Annotated in this window: 19 protein-coding genes; 14 read left to right on the plus strand and 5 right to left on the minus strand. The window is 50.2% G+C overall.

The window, feature by feature from the left end; genetic code table 11:
- Nucleotides 1–135 precede the first annotated feature (135 nt).
- Together ACO6V1_RS02345 and ACO6V1_RS02350 are read left to right on the plus strand one after the other, a co-directional pair.
- Nucleotides 136–639, plus strand: coding sequence for a hypothetical protein (locus ACO6V1_RS02345; protein ID WP_422445992.1), 504 nt, complete (start codon nt 136–138; stop codon nt 637–639).
- 194 nt (nt 640–833) lie between these two features.
- Nucleotides 834–1,550, plus strand: coding sequence for a hypothetical protein (locus ACO6V1_RS02350; RefSeq protein WP_422465635.1), 717 nt, complete (start codon nt 834–836; stop codon nt 1,548–1,550).
- On the opposite strand, the gene ACO6V1_RS02355 is transcribed toward ACO6V1_RS02350, so the two are convergent.
- Entirely contained in the window at nt 1,547–2,443 is an 897-nt protein-coding gene (locus ACO6V1_RS02355; protein WP_422465637.1) for a cation transporter, read from the minus strand. The two genes, ACO6V1_RS02350 and ACO6V1_RS02355, sit on opposite strands and share 4 nt — an antisense overlap.
- Before the next feature lie 228 nt (nt 2,444–2,671).
- Nucleotides 2,672–3,247 carry a D-alanyl-D-alanine dipeptidase gene (gene ddpX, locus ACO6V1_RS02360; protein ID WP_422445986.1) on the minus strand — a complete coding sequence of 192 codons (576 nt, stop codon included), beginning with the start codon at nt 3,245–3,247 and terminating at the stop codon, nt 2,672–2,674.
- A gap of 217 nt (nt 3,248–3,464) precedes the next feature.
- Between ddpX (ACO6V1_RS02360) and ACO6V1_RS02365 the strand changes: the two genes are divergently transcribed.
- Both ACO6V1_RS02365 and ACO6V1_RS02370 read left to right on the plus strand, forming a co-directional pair.
- Entirely contained in the window at nt 3,465–4,409 is a 945-nt protein-coding gene (locus ACO6V1_RS02365) for a hypothetical protein (protein ID WP_422445984.1), read from the plus strand.
- A gap of 128 nt (nt 4,410–4,537) precedes the next feature.
- Nucleotides 4,538–5,845, plus strand: a complete 1,308-nt coding sequence (locus tag ACO6V1_RS02370; RefSeq protein WP_422465639.1) for a protein kinase domain-containing protein — start codon at nt 4,538–4,540, stop codon at nt 5,843–5,845.
- A gap of 47 nt (nt 5,846–5,892) precedes the next feature.
- Here ACO6V1_RS02370 and ddpX (ACO6V1_RS02375) read toward each other — a convergent pair whose 3' ends face one another.
- Both ddpX (ACO6V1_RS02375) and gltA read right to left on the minus strand, forming a co-directional pair.
- A complete protein-coding gene (gene ddpX / locus ACO6V1_RS02375) occupies nt 5,893–6,459 on the minus strand; it encodes a D-alanyl-D-alanine dipeptidase (protein ID WP_422465641.1) in 567 nt (188 codons plus the stop codon).
- A gap of 197 nt (nt 6,460–6,656) precedes the next feature.
- Nucleotides 6,657–7,949: a citrate synthase gene (gltA, locus tag ACO6V1_RS02380; RefSeq protein ID WP_269674837.1), complete on the minus strand. Its 1,293-nt coding sequence runs from the start codon at nt 7,947–7,949 to the stop codon at nt 6,657–6,659.
- 466 nt (nt 7,950–8,415) lie between these two features.
- Here gltA and sdhC point away from each other — a divergent pair, with 466 nt between their 5' ends.
- From sdhC to sucD, 9 genes are all read left to right on the plus strand, one after another.
- A complete protein-coding gene (sdhC, locus tag ACO6V1_RS02385; RefSeq protein ID WP_422460728.1) occupies nt 8,416–8,790 on the plus strand; it encodes a succinate dehydrogenase, cytochrome b556 subunit in 375 nt (124 codons plus the stop codon).
- The gene (sdhD, locus tag ACO6V1_RS02390) at nt 8,784–9,152 is read left to right on the plus strand and encodes a succinate dehydrogenase, hydrophobic membrane anchor protein (RefSeq protein ID WP_422465643.1); all 369 of its coding nucleotides are present in this window, start codon (nt 8,784–8,786) and stop codon (nt 9,150–9,152) included. The genes sdhC and sdhD overlap by 7 nt, the downstream gene beginning before the upstream one ends.
- Before the next feature lie 3 nt (nt 9,153–9,155).
- Nucleotides 9,156–10,928: a succinate dehydrogenase flavoprotein subunit gene (gene sdhA / locus ACO6V1_RS02395; protein WP_422465645.1), complete on the plus strand. Its 1,773-nt coding sequence runs from the start codon at nt 9,156–9,158 to the stop codon at nt 10,926–10,928.
- Between the two features lie 13 nt (nt 10,929–10,941).
- A complete protein-coding gene (locus ACO6V1_RS02400) occupies nt 10,942–11,646 on the plus strand; it encodes a succinate dehydrogenase iron-sulfur subunit (protein WP_101746869.1) in 705 nt (234 codons plus the stop codon).
- A 381-nt stretch (nt 11,647–12,027) separates the two neighbouring features.
- Nucleotides 12,028–14,862, plus strand: a complete 2,835-nt coding sequence (locus tag ACO6V1_RS02405; protein ID WP_101746902.1) for a 2-oxoglutarate dehydrogenase E1 component — start codon at nt 12,028–12,030, stop codon at nt 14,860–14,862.
- A gap of 138 nt (nt 14,863–15,000) precedes the next feature.
- On the plus strand, nt 15,001–16,245 hold the full coding sequence (gene odhB / locus ACO6V1_RS02410; protein WP_422460730.1) for a 2-oxoglutarate dehydrogenase complex dihydrolipoyllysine-residue succinyltransferase: 1,245 nt from the start codon (nt 15,001–15,003) through the stop codon (nt 16,243–16,245).
- A 103-nt stretch (nt 16,246–16,348) separates the two neighbouring features.
- Nucleotides 16,349–17,788: a dihydrolipoyl dehydrogenase gene (gene lpdA / locus ACO6V1_RS02415; protein ID WP_422445971.1), complete on the plus strand. Its 1,440-nt coding sequence runs from the start codon at nt 16,349–16,351 to the stop codon at nt 17,786–17,788.
- 121 nt (nt 17,789–17,909) lie between these two features.
- Nucleotides 17,910–19,076: an ADP-forming succinate--CoA ligase subunit beta gene (sucC, locus tag ACO6V1_RS02420; RefSeq protein ID WP_163370820.1), complete on the plus strand. Its 1,167-nt coding sequence runs from the start codon at nt 17,910–17,912 to the stop codon at nt 19,074–19,076.
- The gene (sucD, locus tag ACO6V1_RS02425; protein ID WP_422445969.1) at nt 19,076–19,948 is read left to right on the plus strand and encodes a succinate--CoA ligase subunit alpha; all 873 of its coding nucleotides are present in this window, start codon (nt 19,076–19,078) and stop codon (nt 19,946–19,948) included. Before sucC ends, sucD begins: the two co-directional genes overlap by 1 nt.
- 79 nt (nt 19,949–20,027) lie before the next feature.
- Here sucD and ACO6V1_RS02430 read toward each other — a convergent pair whose 3' ends face one another.
- Nucleotides 20,028–21,191: an iron-containing alcohol dehydrogenase gene (locus ACO6V1_RS02430; RefSeq protein ID WP_422445967.1), complete on the minus strand. Its 1,164-nt coding sequence runs from the start codon at nt 21,189–21,191 to the stop codon at nt 20,028–20,030.
- Nucleotides 21,192–21,356: 165 nt separating this feature from the next.
- On the opposite strand from ACO6V1_RS02430, the gene ACO6V1_RS02435 reads away from it, so the two are divergent.
- Complete coding sequence (locus tag ACO6V1_RS02435; RefSeq protein WP_422445965.1) at nt 21,357–22,232, plus strand: AraC family transcriptional regulator N-terminal domain-containing protein; 876 nt, start codon at nt 21,357–21,359, stop codon at nt 22,230–22,232.
- The last annotated feature ends 26 nt before the right edge of the window (nt 22,233–22,258 follow it).

Below are 22,258 nucleotides of genomic sequence, written 5' to 3' on the forward strand. Positions count from 1 at the left end.
TGAATTCCGGACATAGGTACAACAACAAAACAAGTAACAGGGCAAGGAACTAAAAGAACTTTGGTTAGTCTCATAGCAATAGGGATAATCCGCAATAGGATTGCGCTATTGAGAGGACTCAAGAGGTTTATAATTATGAGTAACCCTTTAAATAACTCAGCATCACTATACATTGGGAGTGCATCGCCACGTCCACCGGGACCGGGCCGACCTGATGGCGCGGCAAGAGGAGCAGACCCCGGATTCCCCGATAGAGCCCAAGATGGTATTCCCCGAAATTTTCGCGGCAGAGGTATTACCATCGCCGAGCAACACCCATCATCGGTACATCAAGGGGAATTGAAAATCATTAATGAGGGACGTAGTTACATTGGTACTCATTTACCAACCGGCCCTATGGCGTTTATTCCACCAGATCGCGTAATCCGTGAAATTAACAACCCTGCTTGGCTGACCAATTCTCCCAGTGCCGTTTATACACCAGAATCTGGAGGAATAATTGGACCTTCCCGTAACCCTGACGCCCCCGGCTTCAGTTCTGAGATTCAGGTGCCGGATCACTGGGTGAATCCGGGGAATACGCAACCGTTTGCGCCTCCTTCCGATGGCCCCAAATTACCAAAACCCAGAACTCTCTAGAAAAGTTACAAGCCCGACCATGCTCAATTCTAAGAGCTGTCGGTGTTTCCCGGCAATAATTAACACCTATTGCATTTTCTAAGTATCTGTTGGTTTATGACTTGTCAGACAGTGATAGAATAAATGGTACGGGCTAGAAACAAATAAAAATACGGATATTCTTGTGCCTGAATGGGCATGGAAAAACTATAAAAATGAAAATTTACTCGGAAACAATCCAGGATATAAAAGTACTTGTCGAACAGAATGAAATCAGAGACAAGCAGGATATTGCACAATATTTGGACCGCTGTTCAGAGCTTGATCCTGTGGCAGAGGGTGTTTATGCCACGGTTTATAACCTGCCCGATGAACCGGATAAGGTGGTCAAGGTGTGCCCTGACAAAAAAGATGGCTATTACCTTTTTGCCCGATGGTGCATGACACCGGAAAACCAGAGCAACCCACACCTGCCTGTTATTCATCGTGAAGATGTCATTACCTTACCCTGCGGGATGGTGGTTCGGGTTTACGTGGTGGAGCGACTGTCAGACTTTATGGATGATGGGTCGCGGGCAACTGAACCCCGGCACTTTCATGACTATGACTTTGGCCTTTTATGGGGTTCCTGTAAGGCGGTCATGCAGTCTTTTGGTGTGGATAACAGTGAGTTTCCTGAGGAAATCAAAACACTGGAAGTGTTTGTTGAGAAGATAAAAGTATCCAGTTCTGATTTGGTGCAACGAGCAGGCAACAATATCTCCGATGTGGTTGATGACGGTATCATTGAATCCCATGAAGACTTTCTGCAAACACTCTTTGATATATTGACCCAACTGTCAACGGTGGGCTCAATGGACCTTCATGGCGGTAACTTTATGCTTCGTGGTGATACGGTTGTGATTACTGACCCAATTGCCCACAGGTATTAAGTGCTGTTCTGAAAACTGAAGCTGAACTGAAGACGATAATATTGACATATTGAGCTGATAGCGTGTTCTGCTTTAGCCCTGATACTCTCAAACTCCTCTTTATTTGGCAAAGTATCGTTATGGATGGTTATCTCTACATTGACCCATAACCATCTGCCGAGCCAGATCATGCTGATATTGATTTGCTGGCCGTCCCATTGTTCTGCTATGACTTTTTTTGTCGATTCTAACAGCTCTGGTGTTACCACATCTTTTAACAGCAATTGTTTAAAGTTTTTGTGCAGTGTCTTGAGGGGGAGCCCGACCAGAAACAGCAGTAGCCCTATGGTGAGTATGGAGTCAATAAAAGGGGTAATCGGGTGACTATTTCCTAACCGGTAAGCTATGGCAAACGCTGCCGTGGCCGCTGCACTGACGGCAGAGTCAACCAGCCACTCCTGGCATTCAAAATAGATCAGCGGGGAGGGTTTAGAGCGATGAAGCAGAAAAAAAAGTGTGGCTGTAGCTCCCCCGATGATCGTTGAAAAAATCTCGTAAGCCAGGGCAAGGTCAAACTCCGGTATATACCCACCGGTGATGAGTTTGCAGATAGAAAAAGACAGTAAGGCAAGGCAAAGTCCCAGTAAAATAATGCCTTCAAAAAAAAGCATTAATGGCTCAAGGGTCGGGTAACCATAAGGGCTTTCAGGGGATGGCGGCAGCTTGACGATCTGGGATATCCTGACGTTTGCCATCATCGTCAAGGTGCAAAGCAGGGAATAACAACCGTCCAGCAGTACAGCGTTTGAGCGGCTGTAGAAGGCTACGAGAATACCTGTCACTCCAAAAAAAAGCTCCAGCACAACAGAATAGCGCAGGATGTTGAGCTCATTTAGCTGTAGCCAGTGATACATATTGTGCTCATCATAGGTCTTTCAGGAGCGTTAGAACCTGCTCTTTACCATCGTTGTCGATGACTAAGCTATGAGACATTGCACTGTCTCGAATGAAGGCATTCATTCCCGGATTTTTAATTGGGTAATTACCAGGGTTCGCTTAAAGGTCATCATGGCAAATCAGGTATGATTTATAGCAAATCACAGAGCCACGTGTGCTTTATTCTGTGCTGAAAAAGCAGGGAGTCATATTATCCCTTCAGGTGTCTCAGCTTCAGGGATTAAGGGATAACTCTCCACGTTGGGTAGCTGGTAGTGCCACCACACGGTTGCCAAGGGCTTAAAACCGGCAATATTCATCACGCCTGCCAGCATAAGTCGGTTGCGCTGTGCTTCTTCTGAAACCAGAGCGTTGCCATGATGGGCCAGCGGACGAAAGTCATCAAATTGGCTGCCCATGTCAAGCTCTCTGCCAAAACGGTCGGTGATGGTGAGATCTACCGCAACGCCTCTGCAATGTGGGCAGGGATCGGATTCCGGGTTGCCAACATAGTCAGGGTTCGGCATGTGGTGAAACAGGATGTGCTGTGCCGACAATGGACGAAAGGCATCCCAGATTTTGAGCCGGAGATTCAGTGGTCTGAGCAGCTCGGTCGCTTTCAGCAGGCAAGTCAGTGCGTCAATATGCAGAAAGCATTGGCTGCTTTGGTAAATGGGCTTGCCGGTAAAGTTGTTGCTACTGGCATAGGTAATATCAAGTGTAACGGGGTGGTGCTTTTCGCTAAGTAGAACCAGATTGCCATTACTATTTATTGTCGTCACTGGAGTCTCCATACCAGGGCAAATAGCAAGCATAGTCACTATTTCACAGGTTTCCTGTATTTTTAGCGGGATATGGGGATCTGTTCATGCTGAGTCTGTTGAAGGGCGAGAACTTCTGCCCCACATCATTTTGCCACTACCTGAAAACCAAACATCTGAACTATCAGTAAACAAATCGGTCTTGTATGCAAAACCCTTTATTCAGGTCAGCATGTTTATGGAAAGTCTTCATCAGTCAATTCCCAGGTGTACGCCACTGACTCGTTGCGAGCAGAACTTTGATTTGCAATTGGGGCCACAGTGCAAGGTTTATGCCCTGGCCGTTGTGCATCATGTTTTATGTGCCTGCGGCCAGCTACTGCCCTACAAAAATGGTGATGCGAGTGCATTAAGCGCGCGTAAAATTGCCAAGTCCTGCGGTTCAGCCGTTGGTGAGATTACCTCGCCCGAGCTGTTCCAGAAAGTGGCCTGCGGGATGGGAATGGCCACCAGTTTACATGAATATAAAGACCCGGTTGAGATGGTGTCGCTGCTCGACCATGCCTTTCGAGCGGGACGTCATGTCATCGTTTTTGTCCAGATGGACCAGGATACCATCAGTCACCCGGCCTCATCCGACTGCCACAGTCAGTGGCTTGAGCACGCCATTGTGGTTGTCGGTTGGGGTTCAGACACTCTGACAACGCTTAAAGCCGAGGTTGATGTCAGTAAAGTGGAGTACAAAACCCTCAGCGTGACCTGTTTTAACCGATCCGGTGGTATAGAAGACATCAGCCTGTCCGAGATCTACAACAGCTCCTGTCAGGTGGCGGAACAGAGAAAGTGTGAGCGTTTCTACAAACATTTGACTCTCAAGCACCATTTACCAGATCGTACTATCAAGGACTCCTGGCTTGGCATCTGCAATTCATTTCGCAAAGGTAGGGGTTCTTGCTACTGGCACGATTTTGATTCCAGTTACCATCTTTACCTCAAGCTTCATCGCGAAAAGTATCCGGATTTGTACATATCCTACGACTCGGATGCCTTATTCGACAGGGCTGCATCGGGGCTTATTCCTGAAATTGTTACCCGCGAATCATTTTCGGACAACGGCAGTTTCCGAAAGAAACTGGTCGTTGTCTCCTTGAAGACGACAGATGATACCCATCGTGCGTTCTGACTCCCGTGATGGGCATCTGATAACTTTGATGCTTGGTCGGGCTTGTGGCGCGTGTTATTAAACTTGTATCGATTATCAGCTGCGCTGGTCGAAAAAACTGAAGATATACAAGACCAGCAGGTGGCTTTATGGACGGAGTATCCGGGAATGGGAGCGATCGGCCTGTGGATGGTCAGGATCAGAAACTACCAGGACAGTCAGTTGTGAGCGTGGTGGATAATGCTGAAAAGGCGTTACCTGAGTCTGAGCTCCATCATCATGAAACGGGTTTACGGGCACGAAGCGTATCCGGAACGGATCTCTCTGTGGGCTGGTCTAGCGCAGATGAAGACGCCTCCAGCGGGGACGAGGACAGTGCTGACAGTGTCAACGGTGATGAAGGTTTTGCTGATGTTGAGATTCCCGGCCTCAACAGTAGTCTGGATTCTTTTTCCCGGGCAGATGAAGACGACGATAACGATATCATCTTCAGAGATGACAACTCATCCGGGATTGGAAGTGCGCCAACGACTCCCGGCGAGAAACCAGAAGACCCCTGGTCGGTGCCTGCCAGCGCTGAAGAAAAGTTACCCAGGCCGGTCTCCTTGGGGGAAAATCCAGATAAGTCCAACGCTACTGCCAGTGAAATCAGCTGTAATAGTAATGCTGAATCTTCAGCCTGCGAGACGCTTGTGGTCAGATACTCACCCCGTGCCCCGGCAAAGAAGCCATGGATAATCCGAAGCCGCAGTATTGATGCCAGTGATGAAGAGGCTAAGGCGGTTTATGAGGCCGATCATCATGAGGCTCTGTTGCTCAGGTCGCTGAGCAGTGATTTTATTATCGGTTTTATTGGCTTTAACGGAATCATTGATACGAAGGACTACACCACGGAGCTGGTGCTCCAGGATGGCGGACTCAATATGGCCCGGGCGATCACTCAGGTGCTGCCGGATGAACGCGTCCCGACCATCGTTTCCTGGCTGTATGATCTGGCTCGTGGTCTGACGGTGCTGAAGCAGAACCGCATTTTGCACCGGGATATCAAACCGGACAATCTGCTGGTTGATATGATTGCGAACCGTCTGCGGATCGCCGATTTTGGTAATGCCCACCGGGTGGTTGAGGACCGCTTTCCCTGCGATGCCTCCGGTTCTGCCCGCTATTCTGCGCCAGAAGTGAGAGAGTGCAAGCGACAGAATTACAGTGCTGATATTTACTCCGCTGGCATCTCATTTGTTGAGATTATGATGGATGCAGACTTGTTAACCATGCATACCTGGCAGGAATTTTGCCGAGAGAAGTTACCGGTAACACTTGCTGAACCTCATTGTCAGCATCGGTCAGCTCCCGAGCTGACGGCATTGGTCAACGGGATGATTGAAAAAAAAGCCAATCGGCGACCCTGGGCGGAAACGATTGTGCACGCACTGCAGGGGCATGGTTTGCAACCATAAGTCGTTAACCAAATGAAATCGTATTTTCTGGCTAAGTGAGGAAGCGGTTACGTCAGTGTCGATGGTTTCTGCTCCGGTTTAATAATGGGGTAGCTTGCAGCCTCCGGCAGTTGATAGTGCCACCATTCAGTATCTAAAGGGTCAAAGCCAGCAAGATTCATGACGCCTGCCAGAAGCAGACGGTTGCGCTGCGCCTCAGCAGAAATCTGTTTATTGCCATGGTGTGCCAGGGGGCGGAAGTCATCAAATGGGGTTCCCATCTCAAGCTCATGACCAAAATGGTCAATAATAGTCAGGTCAATTGCTATCCCACGGCAGTGGCTGCACAGGCCGCTCTCCGGGTCGGAAACGTAATCAGGATCAGGAAAAAGCAGGAATAATTCTGCCTGAGCCGTTATTGGCCTGAAAGCATCCCATACTTTCAATTTCAAATTCAGTGGACGTAACAGCTCTGAAGCTCGTTTGATTCCCTGCGCGGCCAGTGGGTGAAGATAACAGTCGTGGCTTTTATAAAGCGGATGTCCGGTAAAATTCTTGCTGGTCGCATACGCCATTTCGATATCAATGCCAAACTGTTCTGCGGTAATGAGTTTCAGTTCTGTGGGCGCTTTCATGAAGACGATCTCACGTTTATATAGCAGGAGAATTGGCTGTGACCAGATAGAAAGAGTGTATTGAACTCAGTGTTTCAAGCGCTGGCTTTAAACCGCAGGAGTTATTATTTATCTGAGTTTAGACGATGGGCAGAAAGGGAGTATTAAGCCCGGTATCGCTTTTGCGAGAGATACCGGGATAGAAAAGCAACTGAGGATTAACTGCGATCTGTTACAGCTATGTAGTCACGTTTTGTCTCACCGGTGTATAGCTGACGAGGACGCCCAATACGGTAATCACCGCTGATCATCTCATGCCAGTGGGCAATCCAGCCCGGAGTTCGACCGGTAGCAAAGATTACCGTGAACATTTCGGTTGGAATACCCAGTGCCTTGAGAATAATCCCGGAGTAGAAGTCCACATTGGGGTAGAGCTTCTTCTTGATAAAGTACTCATCCTCCAGGGCGATTTTCTCCAGACGCTTGGCAATCCGGAACAGAGGATCATCTTCAAGGCCCAGTTCCGTCAGCACTTCATCGCAGGTTTGCTTCATGACTTTGGCGCGAGGGTCAAAGTTCTTGTAAACACGGTGGCCAAAGCCCATCAGGCGGAATGGGTCGTCTTTGTCTTTTGCTTTGGCAATGTACTCATCGATATTGGCTTCATCACCAATCTCGTTCAGCATCACCAGCACCGCTTCATTGGCACCGCCATGAGCAGGGCCCCAGAGGGCAGCGATACCGGCGGCGATACAGGCAAATGGGTTGGCTCCGGAAGAGCCTGCAAGACGAACGGTGGAGGTGGAGGCATTCTGCTCGTGGTCCGCATGGAGCAGGAAAATGCGATCCATTGCCTTGGCCAGAACAGGCTTGACTTCATACTCTTCACAGGGTGTGGCAAACATCATGTGGAGGAAGTTGCCACCGTAGCTCAGGTCATTGCGTGGGTAAACAAACGGCTGGCCAATGGAGTATTTGTAGGCCATGGCAGCAAGCGTAGGCATTTTGGAAATCAGGCGATAGGCACAGATTTCGCGATGCACTTCATTGGTGATGTCCAGTGAGTCGTGATAGAACGCCGACAGGGCTCCGACAACACCACACATAACCGCCATTGGGTGAGCATCACGACGGAATCCGGAAAACAGATCGCTCATCTGTTCATGGAGCATGGTGTGACGCATGATGGTGTTTTCGAACTTTTCTTTTTCCTGGCGGTTGGGGAGGTCTCCATAAAGCAGCAGGTAACAGGTTTCCAGATAATCAGACTGCTCGGCCAGCTGCTCTATTGGATAGCCACGATGCAGGAGGATACCTTTGTCGCCATCGATGTAAGTAATTTTCGACTCACAGGATGCAGTGGAAACGAAGCCCGGATCGTAGGTGAACAGACCGTTGGAAGTCAGCCCCCTGACATCAACAACATCAGGCCCGAGAGAGCCTGAATAAATGGGTAACTCCAGTGTCTGGTCCGTGCCGTCAATGGAGAGTAGAGCTTTCTTGTCAGCCATTTATGGCCTCCTGTCATGCCGTTTGGTCTCGTTATAGTTACTTTAGATGGATACTTTTTACAAAATGAAGCCGGAAAAAATCACAAATAAAGCCGGGAGTCTGTTTAAAAAAAATATTCAAATTAGTTGTAAGTAGCTCCCTTTTACGGTTTGACCACTATAGAGACATAAATTTTTTTGTCAAACGAACTGATTATGAATGTAATCCGTAACAAATCTATGAAATACGGCTTGGTCTTTTAAGGGTAATTGCCTAACAAGGTGAGCAATTGTAATTACCTGTTAGAGTGTATATACTCCGATCCCGAAGCCGTTAGGGTTGGTTCTTCGGTCCACCGGCTTTAAATTGAGGGGAAATCGTATATTTCGCATTTAGCGTTTCTCCACTTGCTTGTCGTAGGGTCCAGAGAACCTGGATGTTCTTGCTGATTCTGCTGTGTACGCTACCGAGCGTTGGGGCAAAAGAGTGAATAGCAAAAGACCTGTCAATCTCGATATAACAACAATCAAATTACCCCTGCCTGCATACACTTCGATATTGCACCGCATATCGGGTGTTATCCTGTTTATTGGTTTGGGTTTTATTCTTTATGGACTGGAATTGTCGCTTGCTTCCGAGGAGTCATTTGACGCTCTCAAGGCCTTGCTGTCAGCTCCCCTGGCAAAATTCATAATCTGGGGCATTCTGTCTGCCCTGATTTATCATTTGATTGCCGGAGTGAAACATCTGTTGATGGATATGGATGTGGGTGATGGCAAGGAGTCTGGAAGTCTCGGATCAATTGTGACTCTGGTTCTTTCAACAGTGCTGATTATCCTTGCGGGGGTTTGGGTATGGTAACCAATATCACCAATTTGTCCCGCAGTGGGCTTTATGACTGGATGCTGCAAAGGCTGACGGCAGTGGTTCTTGGTGTCTATTCAGTGTTTCTGCTGGGCTATCTGGTTATCAATCCGGATCTGCAGTATGAGCAGTGGGGTGAGCTCTTTGATGAAACCTGGATGCGGATTTTTACCCTGCTGGCGTTGATCTCTATCCTGGCTCATGCCTGGATCGGTATGTGGACGATCACCACTGACTATTTTAATGATCGCGCTTTTGGTAGTAAGTCTGTCCTTATCCGTTTTCCTTTGCAGGTTGTGTGCTTTATTGCCCTGTTCAGTTATGTGATCTGGGGCGTGCAAATTCTTTGGGGGCTTTAACCGATGTCAGCACTTCGTACCCTGACCTATGATGCCATCGTTATAGGTGGTGGGGGAGCAGGCATGCGTGCCGCGCTCCAGCTTACCCAGGCCGGAATTAAAACGGCCTGCGTCAGTAAAGTATTTCCTACCCGTTCTCACACGGTATCTGCCCAGGGCGGTATCACCTGTGCTATTGCCAGTGCCGATCCTAAAGATGACTGGCGCTGGCATATGTTCGATACCGTGAAAGGCTCCGACTATATTGGTGACCAGGACGCCATTGAGTATATGTGTTCGGTGGGTCCGCAGGCGGTTTTCGAGCTGGAGCACATGGGCTTGCCATTCTCCCGGACTGAAGAGGGACGAATTTACCAGCGTCCGTTCGGAGGTCAGTCCAAAGATTTTGGTAAGGGTGGTCAGGCCGCCAGAACCTGTGCAGCGGCAGACCGTACTGGTCACGCACTGTTGCACACCTTGTATCAGGCTAACCTGAAGGGCGGCACAACCTTCCTTAATGAGTGGTATGCCGTTGATCTGGTGAAGAATCAGAAAGGTCAGGTTGCCGGTGTTATCGCCATTGATATTGAAAGTGGCGAAACCGTTTATATCAAAGCAAAAGCCACAGTCATGGCCACCGGTGGTGCAGGTCGTATTTACGCTTCCACTACCAATGCCCTGATCAATACCGGTGACGGTATCGGTATGGCTTTGCGTGCCGGATATCCGATGCAGGATATGGAGATGTGGCAGTTCCATCCTACAGGCATTCATGGTGCAGGCGTACTGGTGACAGAGGGTTGCCGTGGCGAAGGTGGTTACCTGATTAACAGTGAGGGCGAACGCTTTATGGAGCGTTATGCGCCAAACGCCAAAGACCTTGCTGGCCGGGATGTCGTTGCCCGTTCTATGGTGATCGAGATTCTTGAAGGGCGTGGTTGTGGTCCCAATAAGGATCACGTTCTGCTGAAGCTGGATCATCTCGGTGAAGAGACTCTGAACCTGCGTCTGCCCGGTATCTGTGAACTGTCTAAAACCTTTGCACATGCCGATCCTGTGAAAGTGCCGGTACCTGTGGTGCCCACCTGCCATTATATGATGGGTGGGATTCCCACCAACGTTGGCGGTCAGGCTCTGCGTCAGGATGGGGCCGGTAATGATGAAGTGATTGAAGGCCTTTATGCCTGTGGTGAGGCGGCCTGTGTTTCTGTTCATGGTGCCAACCGTCTGGGTGGTAACTCTCTGCTGGATCTGGTGGTCTTTGGTCGCGCTGCTGGCCTGCAGATTGAGAAAAACCTGAAAGATGGCTTTGACTCTGTGGACGCCTCAGACAGTGATGTGGAAGCAGCCTTGTCACGACTCGATCGTCTGAACAAATCAAGCAGTGGTGAAAGCGTTGCCAAAGTGCGTGCTGACTTGCAGAACACCATGCAGCTCTATTTTGGTGTGTTCCGTGAAGGTGAGAGCATGCAGAAAGGTCTCAAGCTGCTGGATGAGCTGGGTGAGCGCCTGGCCAATCTTCATCTGGAGGACAAGAGCCAGGCATTCAACACCGCCAGGGTTGAAGCACTTGAGTTGGAAAACCTGTATCAGGTGGCTTATGCAACAGCTGTTTCCGCCGAGGTCAGAACAGAGTCCCGTGGTGCTCATGCCCGTAATGATTACCAGGAGCGGGATGATGAAAACTGGCTGGCGCACTCGCTTTACTCACCGATTAATCAATCAGTAAGTAAGCGTGCTGTTAACTTTGCTCCGGCAACCATGGAGGCATTTCCTCCCAAGGCAAGAAGCTACTGAGGGAGAGAGGCTTATGAAGGTAAGTATCTATCGCTATAACCCGGAAGCCGACAAAAAGCCCTACATGATGGACTTTGATGTCGATATCCCGGAAGGCCGGGACCTGATGGTTCTGGACGTTCTGAATCTGATTAAAGAGCAGGATCCAACGCTGGTTTACCGACGTTCCTGTCGAGAGGGTGTTTGTGGCTCCGATGGCTTGAGTATTGGCGGTACCAATGGCCTGGCCTGCATTACCCCTTTGTCAGAAGCTGTCAGGGGAAATAAGCTGGTCATTCGTCCACTGCCCGGGTTGCCAGTAATCAGAGACCTGGTGGTTGATATGAGTCTGTTCTATAAGCAGTACGAAAAGATCAAGCCATACCTGATTAACGATACGCCAGCGCCAGCCATTGAACGGCTCCAGTCCCCGGAAGACAGGGAGAAACTGGATGGGCTTTATGAGTGTATTCTTTGCGCCTGTTGCTCAACAGCCTGCCCTTCCTTCTGGTGGAACCCTGATAAATTTGTTGGTCCTTCCGGCCTGTTGCAAGCTTATCGTTTCCTTGCCGATAGCAGGGATACAGCGACAGAGGAGCGTCTGGCAGATCTTGATGACCCATTCAGTGTTTTCCGTTGCCGGGGAATCATGAACTGCGTCAATGTCTGCCCCAAAGGCTTGAACCCGACACGGGCTATTGGTCATATCAGGCAGATGTTGTTTAAGAGTGCAACATAGTATAGTTGCGGGTCATTCCAGCCTGTCTTTGCTGGTTGGTGGTAAAAAGGTACCCCTGTAAATTCTTTTTCCGGGGTACTCAAGAACCATAAAGCTGAAAAGTCAGCTATGCTCTGTCAGGAGAGTGCAGGCGACCTCTGACAATACAAAGCCTGTAATTGAATATATTTTTAAACTAAATAAACTGTGCTGCTGCCATCCGGAATTATGGGGCCGCAATAGCTTGAACCAGCAGGGGCGGTCGGAAAACATCCGACCCTATCTGAGGGGGATCGTTCACTGACTGGCTATCGACATCATCAGTGACCTCTGTTTTTCAGCCAGTCAGGCTTGTCAAAGCAGATTTCCCGGGATAAGCCCCAGACTCACGGGGTAATGATCATGCAAGAAGGTGTAATGCAGCGGATGTGGAGTTCTTCCCACATTGCAGGGGGAAATGCTGCATACGTCGAGGATATGTACGAACGCTATCTGCGCGATCCCAACAGCGTAGAAGTACAGTGGCGTGACTATTTTGAAAAGTTGCCCCCGGTAAGTGGTGGTGGAGCGGATGTTCCACATTCTACCATCCAGGAAAATTTCATCCTTATGGCGCGTCAGCGTCAGACTACCCGCCCGATTCAGACATCATCGGTTTCAAGTGATCACGAACGCAAGCAGGTTCAGGTTTTGCGTTTGATCAGCGCTTTTCGGATTCGCGGTCATCAGCAGGCTGTTATTGATCCTCTCGGTGTGATGAAACGGGAAGAGTTTCCTGATCTATCCCTGGCATACCACGGTCTCAGCGAAGCGGATCTGGATACCGAGTTTCATACTTCAACGTTGTTTATTGGCAAGGAGCACGCTTCTCTCCGGGAAATATACGATGCCTTAAAAGCCACCTATTGCCAGTCAATTGGTGTTGAATATATGCACATTCCCCAGACAGAAGAACGCCGCTGGTTTCAGAGTCGTATGGAAAGTGTTCGCAGCCGCCCGGAAGTAGGAGTAGAAGCCAAGCTGCACTTGCTGGAACGATTGACTGCAGCGGAAGGTCTGGAAAAATACCTGGGGACCAAGTTTCCCGGAACCAAACGGTTTGGCCTGGAAGGTGGTGAGTCTCTGATCCCCATGCTGGATGAGATTATTCAGCGCTCCGGCTCCTATGGTTCGAAGGAGCTGGTGATCGGCATGGCTCACCGTGGCCGCTTGAACGTACTGGTCAATATTCTGGGTAAGAAGCCCGGAGATCTGTTTGACGAATTTGAAGGCAAGAAGCTGGTTGAACGCGGCTCTGGTGATGTGAAATACCATCAGGGCTTCTCTTCCAATGTGATGACGCCGGGTGGTGAGGTGCATCTTGCCCTGATGTTTAACCCATCGCATCTGGAAATTGTTACCCCGGTGGTTGAGGGTTCAGTCAGAGCCCGTCAGGACCGTCGAAAAGATTCAGTGGGCAACAAAGTAGTGCCAATTGCCATTCACGGTGATGCCGCTTTTGCGGGGCAGGGGGTTGTGATGGAAACCCTGCAAATGTCCCAGACCCGTGCCTATAAAACCGGTGGCACCATCCATATCATCATTAACAACCAGGTTGGCTTTACCACCAGTTTCCGTGAAGATGCCCGTTCCACAGAATACTGTACCGATGTTGCCAAGATTGTCGGGGCACCGATCCTTCATGTTAACGGTGATGACCCTGAGGCGGTTCAGTTTGCTACCAAACTGGCCCTTGATTACCGCATGGAGTTCCATAAAGACATTGTTGTAGACCTGGTCTGTTACCGTCGGCGCGGGCACAATGAGGCGGATGAGCCGTCCGCCACTCAGCCGATGATGTACAGCAAGATTAAATCCCACACGACCACCAGGGATCTTTATGCCAAGGTTCTGCTGGGTGAAGGTGTGATCAGTGAGGCGGCTGATAAAGAGCTGGTAGAGAGTTTCCGTAATGCCCTCGACAACGGTGAGCATGTGGTCAAGGCCCTGGTAAAAGAGCCTAATAAAGAGCTCTTTGTGGATTGGGCACCCTATCTTGGTCACGAATGGACTGCCCGCCATGATACCCGTGTCGCTGTGGGAACACTGCAATCATTAGGTCAGAAGCTGTGTGAAATACCCGAAGGTTTTGTGCTGCAGCGCCAGGTCAGCAAGATCGTTGAGGATCGTCGCAAAATGGCGGCAGGTGCCCTGCCGATTAACTGGGGGTGTGCTGAACTGCTGGCCTATGCGTCACTGCTGATGGAAGGCAGTGAAGTTCGAATTACCGGGCAGGATGTCGGTCGGGGAACATTTTCTCACCGCCATGCGGTATTCCATAACCAGAAAGATGGCTCGACCCTGGTGAACCTGACCAAACTTTCCCCGGAGCAGCCACGATTCCAGATCTGGGACTCATTCCTGTCCGAAGAAGCGGTTCTGGCTTTTGAGTACGGCTACGCAGCAACAACGCCCAATGCACTGGTTATCTGGGAAGCTCAGTTTGGTGATTTTGCCAACGGTGCCCAGGTGGTTATTGACCAGTTTATTTCCAGTGGCGAGCACAAGTGGGGGCGCCTTTCAGGCCTCACCATGCTGCTGCCCCATGGTTATGAAGGTCAAGGACCGGAGCACTCATCGGCAAGGCTTGAGCGTTTCTTGCAGCTGTGTGCCGAACACAATATTCAGGTCTGCGTTCCGACAACGCCAGCCCAGGTGTTCCACATGTTGAGACGGCAGATGCTGCGTCCGCTGCGTAAACCGTTGGTGGCATTTACCCCCAAGAGTTTGCTCCGTCACAAACAGGCCACCTCCTCTCTGGAAGAGCTGGCGGAAGGCAGTTTCCAGACGATTATCCCTGAGGTTGACGGTCATGAGCCATCAGCGATCACCCGGATGATTATGTGCTCAGGAAAGGTCTACTATGACCTGCTGGAAAAGAAGAGAACGGAAGGGCTGACTGATACGGTGATTATCCGCATTGAACAGCTTTACCCATTCCCTCAGGATGATCTGGATGAACTCATTGTCAGTTATCCAAACCTGAAAGATGTGGTCTGGTGTCAGGAAGAGCCAATGAACCAGGGGGCGTGGTACTGTAGTCAGCATCACATGCGTCGCTCAGTTGCCGTTCATCCGAATAAAACAATGAGTCTCAAGTACGCAGGGCGCGAAGCATCAGCCGCTCCGGCATGTGGCTATATGTCAATACATGCCCAGGAACAGCAGCAATTGGTAAATGATGCTTTCAGCATTTGAATAATGATAATTTACTGCTCATGCTGAGCAGTAATATTGGTTAAACGGCCAGCAGGTACTATTTATCGATCTGGCCAGAGCGTTTAACACAGTTTCTGTGAATAACGCTTAAAGGGGCGAAGACGCAAAGGATCAATAATGGCCACAGAAATTAAAGCACCTACCTTTCCTGAATCCGTTGCTGATGGCACCGTTGCAACCTGGCACAAGCAGCCCGGTGAACAATGCCATCGGGATGAACTGCTGGTTGATATTGAAACCGATAAAGTGGTTCTTGAAGTTGTTGCACCGGCAGATGGTGTTTTGAGTGAAATTATCAAGCCTGAAGGTGAAGTTGTTCTCAGCAGTGAAGTGGTTGGAATTTTCCAGGAGGGGGCTTCTGCTGGCACCGCCCCGGCTGCCGCTGAAGCTTCAGCTACTCCTGCAGCTTCACCGGAAGCCATTAAGGAAGAGCCCATTCTCAATCCTGCAGCACGCCGGATGGCTGATGAGAAAGGCCTTGATCCAGCAGCTATTCCCGGTACCGGTAAAGGTGGCCGTGTAACCAAGGAAGATGTGGTTCGTCATGTTGAAGCTGGTGCTCAGGTGTCACCAGCCCCGACAGTTGATGCCACTCCGGCAGTGTCCACGGCTGCTGCACCAGCACCTCAGGTCGAGGCAACCGCACCGGTGTTTGCCGGTGAGCGTGTAGAGAAACGGGTACCCATGACCCGCCTGCGAGCCAAGGTTGCCGAGCGTCTGGTTCAGGCCCAGCAGAATGCGGCCATGTTGACTACTTTCAACGAGATCAACATGAAACCGGTTATGGAGCTTCGTGCCCAGTACAAAGATACCTTTGAGAAGCGTCATGGCGTACGACTTGGTTTTATGTCTTTCTTTGTCAAGGCCTGTGTTGAAGCGCTCCGCCGTCATCCAGTGGTCAACGCCTCTATTGATGGCAATGATATTGTCTACCATGGCTACCAGGATATTGGTGTTGCCGTTTCCAGTGATCGCGGGCTGGTAGTACCAGTGCTTCGTAACACCGAAGATATGAGCCTTGCTGATATTGAGGCAAAAATCCGTGAGTTCGGTAAAAAGGCAATGGATGGCAAGCTCGGCATCGATGAAATGACCGGTGGAACGTTCACCATTTCCAATGGCGGTGTATTCGGTTCACTGTTGTCAACGCCCATCCTGAATCCACCACAGTCGGCCATCCTGGGAATGCATAAAATTCAGGAACGTCCCATGGCGGTTAACGGCAAGGTTGAAATTTTACCCATGATGTACCTTGCCCTGTCCTATGACCACCGTCTGCTGGATGGCAAGGACGCAGTTACCTTTCTTGTGACCATCAAGGAACTGCTGGAAGATCCGGCCAGAATGCTTCTGGACGTTTGATTCCGGATTGTACCGGGCAGCCTTATTTTTTCTATTAAGCGGTGCTGCCCATTATTGACTTGACCCGTATACCTTGTTTTATAAACCGTTTTGGAAATAACTTATGGCAAATCAGTTCGACGTGGTAGTTATTGGCGCAGGCCCTGCCGGTTACGTCTGTGCTATTCGTGCAGCCCAGCTGGGGCTGAAAACTGCCTGTATCGAGAAGTGGTCCGATGACAAGGGTAAGGCCAAACTGGGCGGTACCTGCCTGAATGTTGGCTGTATCCCTTCCAAGGCCCTTCTGGATAGCTCCCACAAATTTATTGAAGCCAAGGAAGATTTTGTCAGGCACGGCATTAAGCACAGCGGTGTAGATATCGATGTCCCTGCAATGCTTGCCCGCAAGGACAATATTGTGAACCAGCTGACTACCGGTGTTACCGGTCTGTTCAAGGCAAATGGTGTGACCTTGCTGGAAGGTGCCGGTAAAGTGCTGTCTGGCAAGCAGGTTGAATTAACCAGGGCTGACGGTTCTGTCGAAGTGGTTGATGCTGCCAACGTGGTGATTGCCACTGGCTCCCGTCCCATTGAAATTCCCCCCACACCGCTGACTGAAGGCCTTATTGTTGACTCTACCGGTGCTCTTGAGTTTCAGGAAGTCCCGAAGCGTCTCGGGGTTATTGGTGCCGGTGTTATTGGTCTGGAACTGGGGTCTGTCTGGGGAAGGCTGGGCGCTGAAGTGGTTGTCCTTGAAGCCCAGGATAAATTCCTGGCCCTGGCTGACCAGCAAATCGCCAAAGAAACCCAGAAGATTTTCAAAAAGCAGGGACTGGACATTCGCCTGGGTGCACGGGTGACCGGTTCTGAAGTCAAGGGTAGCGAAGTTGAAGTAACCTATCAGGATGCCAATGGTGATGAACAGAAGCTGACCTTTGATAAACTGATTGTTGCTGTCGGTCGTCGCCCCTATACAGAAAACCTGCTGGCTACTGACTCCGGTGTCAATCTGGATGAACGCGGTTTTATTTTTGTTGATGATAACTGTGCCACTGACGTTCCCGGCGTTTATGCGGTTGGGGACGTGGTCCGGGGTCCGATGCTCGCTCATAAGGGCAGTGAAGAAGGCATTATGGTGGCGGAAATCATTGCTGGTCAGAAAGCACAGATGAACTATGACCTGATTCCTTCGGTGATTTATACTCACCCTGAAGTGGCATGGGTTGGTAAAACCGAAGAAGAAGTCAAGGCCAGTGGTGACGAGTACAAAGTGGGTACCTTCCCGTTTGCCGCCAGTGGTCGTGCGCTGGCTGCCAATGATACCCATGGCATGGTCAAGGTGATTGCCGACAAGGTAACGGACCGTATTCTTGGCGTTCATGTTGTGGGCCCAAGCGCAGCTGAGCTGGTGCAACAGGGGGTTATTGCCATGGAGTTCGCTGCCAGCAGTGAAGATCTTGCGCTGACCATTTTCTCACACCCAACCCTGAGTGAAGCACTGCACGAAGCAGTTCTGGCGGTTGATGGCCACGCTATCCATATTGCCAATCGCAAACGTCGTTAAACGTATCTTAAGGGGAGCGGTCAGGGTCGACTTGCTCCTTTCTTCATAGACAATATCCAGGGATATGGTTTGACGAGAAACTTAAAAACAACGCTCAAATAAGAAAGAGGGCCGCGTCAGAATGAATCTTCATGAATATCAGGGCAAACAACTCTTTGCCAAATATGGACTGCCCGTCTCTCAGGGCGTCGCTGCGGATACGCCAGAGCAGGCTGCTGCTGCTGCCGATGAAATCGGTGGTAATCAGTGGGTGGTTAAGGCCCAGGTGCACGCCGGTGGTCGTGGTAAGGCGGGTGGTGTGAAGCTGGTCTCCAGCAAAGACGAAATCCGCGCGTTCGCCGAGCAGTGGTTAGGTAAAAACCTGGTCACTTATCAGACCGATGAAAATGGCCAGCCGGTCAGCAAGATACTGGTTGAAAGCTGCACTGATATTGATCAAGAGCTTTATCTTGGCGCTGTTGTTGATCGCGCAACCCGTCGCATCGTGTTTATGGCCTCCACTGAAGGTGGGGTTGAAATTGAGAAGGTGGCGGAAGAAACACCGGAAAAAATCCTTAAGGCGACCATTGATCCCCTGACCGGTGCCCAACCTTATCAGGCCCGTGAGCTGGCTTTCAAACTGGGTCTGGAAGGAAAGCAGATCAAGCAGTTTACCCAGATTTTCCTTGGTCTGGCGAAACTCTTCCAGGAATGCGACCTTGCCCTGCTGGAGATCAACCCGCTGGTAATCACCAAAGAAGGTGACCTGCACTGCCTGGATGCGAAAATCAACATTGATAGCAACGCCCTGTACCGTCAGCCACAGTTAAAAGCCATGCATGATCCTTCCCAGGAAGATGCCCGTGAAGCCCATGCCGCTGAGTGGGAGCTTAACTACGTCGCACTGGATGGCAACATTGGCTGCATGGTGAATGGTGCAGGCCTTGCTATGGGGACCATGGATATCGTTAAGCTGCATGGCGGTGCGCCTGCCAACTTCCTGGATGTTGGTGGTGGTGCAACCAAAGAGCGTGTCACCGAAGCCTTCAAGATCATTCTCTCTGATGACAGTGTGAAAGCCGTTCTGGTCAATATCTTTGGTGGTATTGTCCGCTGTGATCTGATTGCTGAAGGTATTATCGGTGCGGTTAAAGAAGTCGGCGTTGAAGTTCCTGTCGTGGTTCGCCTGGAGGGCAACAATGCCGACCTGGGTGCGCAGACCCTTGCCAACAGTGGACTTGATATCATCGCGGCCAACAGTTTGACCGAGGCTGCCCAACAGGTAGTTAAGGCAGCGGGGAACCAGTAATGAGCATTTTAATTAATAAAGACACCAAAGTTATCTGCCAGGGGTTCACCGGTGCCCAGGGGACTTTTCACTCCGAACAGGCCATTGCTTACGGCACTCGCATGGTGGGTGGCGTAACACCGGGCAAAGGTGGTCAGACTCATCTGGACCTGCCCGTCTTCAATACGGTGGCTGAAGCGGTTGATCAGACCGGTGCAGAAGCGTCGGTTATCTATGTTCCTGCGCCTTTCTGTAAGGACTCCATTCTTGAAGCTGCTTATGCTGGCATCAAGTTGATTGTCTGCATCACTGAAGGTATTCCTACGCTGGATATGCTGGAATGCAAGGTCAAGTGTGATGAATTGGGTGTTCGTCTTATCGGTCCCAACTGCCCGGGTGTTATCACGCCAGGTGAGTGCAAGATCGGTATTATGCCGGGCCATATCCATCTGCCGGGCAAGGTGGGTATTGTTTCCCGTTCCGGCACGCTGACCTATGAAGCGGTCAAACAGACCACCGATTATGGCTTTGGTCAGTCTACCTGTGTTGGTATTGGTGGTGACCCTATTCCCGGTTCCAACTTTATCGATATTCTGGAACTGTTCCAGAATGATGACAAGACTGAAGCTATCGTGATGATTGGTGAAATCGGTGGTTCTGCTGAAGAAGAAGCGGCTGCTTATATCAAGGAGCATGTCACCAAACCTGTCGTCTCTTACATTGCCGGTGTCACAGCGCCTCCGGGCAAGCGGATGGGCCATGCCGGTGCGATTATTGCCGGTGGTAAGGGGACTGCCGATGAGAAGTTTGCGGCACTTGAATCTGCAGGTGTCAAGACGGTTCGCAGTCTGGCGGATATCGGTGAAGCTCTGAAAGAAGTGACCGGTTGGTAAAACAACCGGTTCAGGTAACAAAAAAAAAGGCCGGATTTATATCCGGCCTTTTTTGTGATGGAAAATACTGGATCAGAGGTCAGGCTGCGTAAGCATCTTCAAGGATTTCACGGGAGGTATTGAGATCCTGGTCACCGGTCTCTGACAGAGCCGTCATGCCATGGGCTTCCAGAGCCTTGATCACGTTCTCAAGCTGGTTATGCTCAACACCATACTGCGACAGTCGTGTTTTTACACCCAGTGATTCAAAGAAATCACGGGTTTTCACAATAGCGAGATCAACCTTTTCATCGTCACTACCTTCTCTGATATCCCAAACGCGTTCTGCATACTGCACCAGTTTTGCTCGCTTCTTATCTTTGCGCAGCTTCCACAGGGATGGCAGAACCACCGCCAGACTCTGGGCGTGGTCCAGGCCAAACAGGTCAGTCAGCTCGTGGCCAATCATGTGGGTGCCCCAGTCCTGGGGAACGCCGACACCAATATAGCCATTCAGGGCCGAAGTGGCACTCCACATCAGGTTGGCTCGGGCATCGTAGTTGTCTGGCTCAGCCAGCGTTACCGGGCCCACTTCAATCAGCGTTTTCAGAATACCTTCCGCCATACGATCCTGAATCCGGGCGTCAACAGGGTAGGTAGCATACTGTTCAAGTACATGAACGAAGGCATCCACTACACCATTAGCGATTTGCACCGGTGGCAGGGTGAAGGTCAGTGATGGGTCCAGAATGGAAAACTGAGGGTAGAGTAGTGGACTCATAACCGGCAGTTTGCCAATGTCGTGAGAAATAACGGCACCCATGTTCATCTCAGAACCTGTGGCCGGTAAGGTGGCAACCGTACCCAGTGGAATGGCAGTGGTGATCGGCGCACCGGCAAAACCTGCCTTGAGCAGATCCACTTCGTCACCTTCATAAGGTGCTGCCGCAGCAACAAACTTGGTGCCATCCATGACAGAGCCGCCACCAACCGCCAGCAGGAAGTCAATGTTTTCAGCACGGACGATCTCAACTGCTTTCATCAGGGTGTTAAAGGTTGGGTTTGGCTCGATACCGCTGAACTCAAAAACTTCACGGTTACCTAATCCGGCCAGCACCTTTTCCAGGGTACCGAATTTCTTCACACTGCCACCGCCGTAAAGGACCAGTACTTTGGCATTAGCCGGTACCAGTTGATCCAGTTCCTGCAGACGGTCCTGGCCAAACACAATGTGGGTTGGATTCTGATAATTAAAATTCATCATTGCGATTCTTCCTCATTAAATTTCCTAGCCAGCGTAGATTATCCTTTCTGTGCAGGAATAGAATAACCATAACTTGCAAAGTCATGCCTAAAACGATCAGTAGTGGTTTTTTTATGTATTGGGTGAAGCTATGCTGTGCCTAAATTACCGATCAGAAGATAAGACATGACGCCATTAGCCCAGACCCTCTCTCCTTTGGCCAAAGAAGAGGGCTATAACAAAACCCATATTCCCGGCGTTGGCGTTTTTAAAGCCAGCGAATCCAGAGAACGTGAGCCACTGTGCTATAGCCAAGGTATTATCATTGTAGCCCAGAGTGCAAAACGGATTTACCTGGAGCAGCAGGCTTATGAATATAATCCGGATAACTATCTGGTACTGACTTTGCCTATTCCTGCGGAATGCGAAACCATTGTTGCTGAAGATAAGCCATTATTATCCATGCTGGTCGATATCGATATCAGCCTGTTGCATCCGCTGGTGCGATTGTTCGACCACCATCAACAGGCGACAGACACCATGGAAGATCTGTTAGAGGCACGAAGCAGTTTATATGTCAGCCCGGTGACGGATGTTTTCTCAGCAACGGTGTTAAGGCTGGCTCAGTGCCTTCACTCGCCGCTGGAGAGTGAAGCCTTAGGCAAAGGGCTGGTGCAAGAGTTGCTTTTTCATGTTCTTAACGGGGAGCAGGCTGCGCCATTATTTGCCCTGGCCAGACACAATACGCATATCGCCCGTCTGGAGCGGGCAATGAAGTATATGCACGAGCATTATGATCAGTCCCTTGATGTTGGGCACCTGGCCTCTATGGCTAATATGAGTCCATCAACCTTCCATCGTAATTTCCGGTATATGACATCATCGTCGCCTATTCAGTACCTGAAGAAACTGCGCCTGAGTCGGGCCAGAGAGTTGTTACAGGATCACGGGGTCAGAGTAAAGCAGGCAGCTGCAGAGGTTGGCTATGAGAGCCCAACGCAATTCAGCAGGGAATTTAAACGTTACTTCGGGTTAACGCCTCAGGCATGTGCGGCAGCCTGATTTTGTCAGGCGGTGGCAGGGTTGAT

The organism is Endozoicomonas sp. ALC013 (genome assembly GCF_049310205.1).
Taxonomy (GTDB): domain Bacteria; phylum Pseudomonadota; class Gammaproteobacteria; order Pseudomonadales; family Endozoicomonadaceae; genus Endozoicomonas.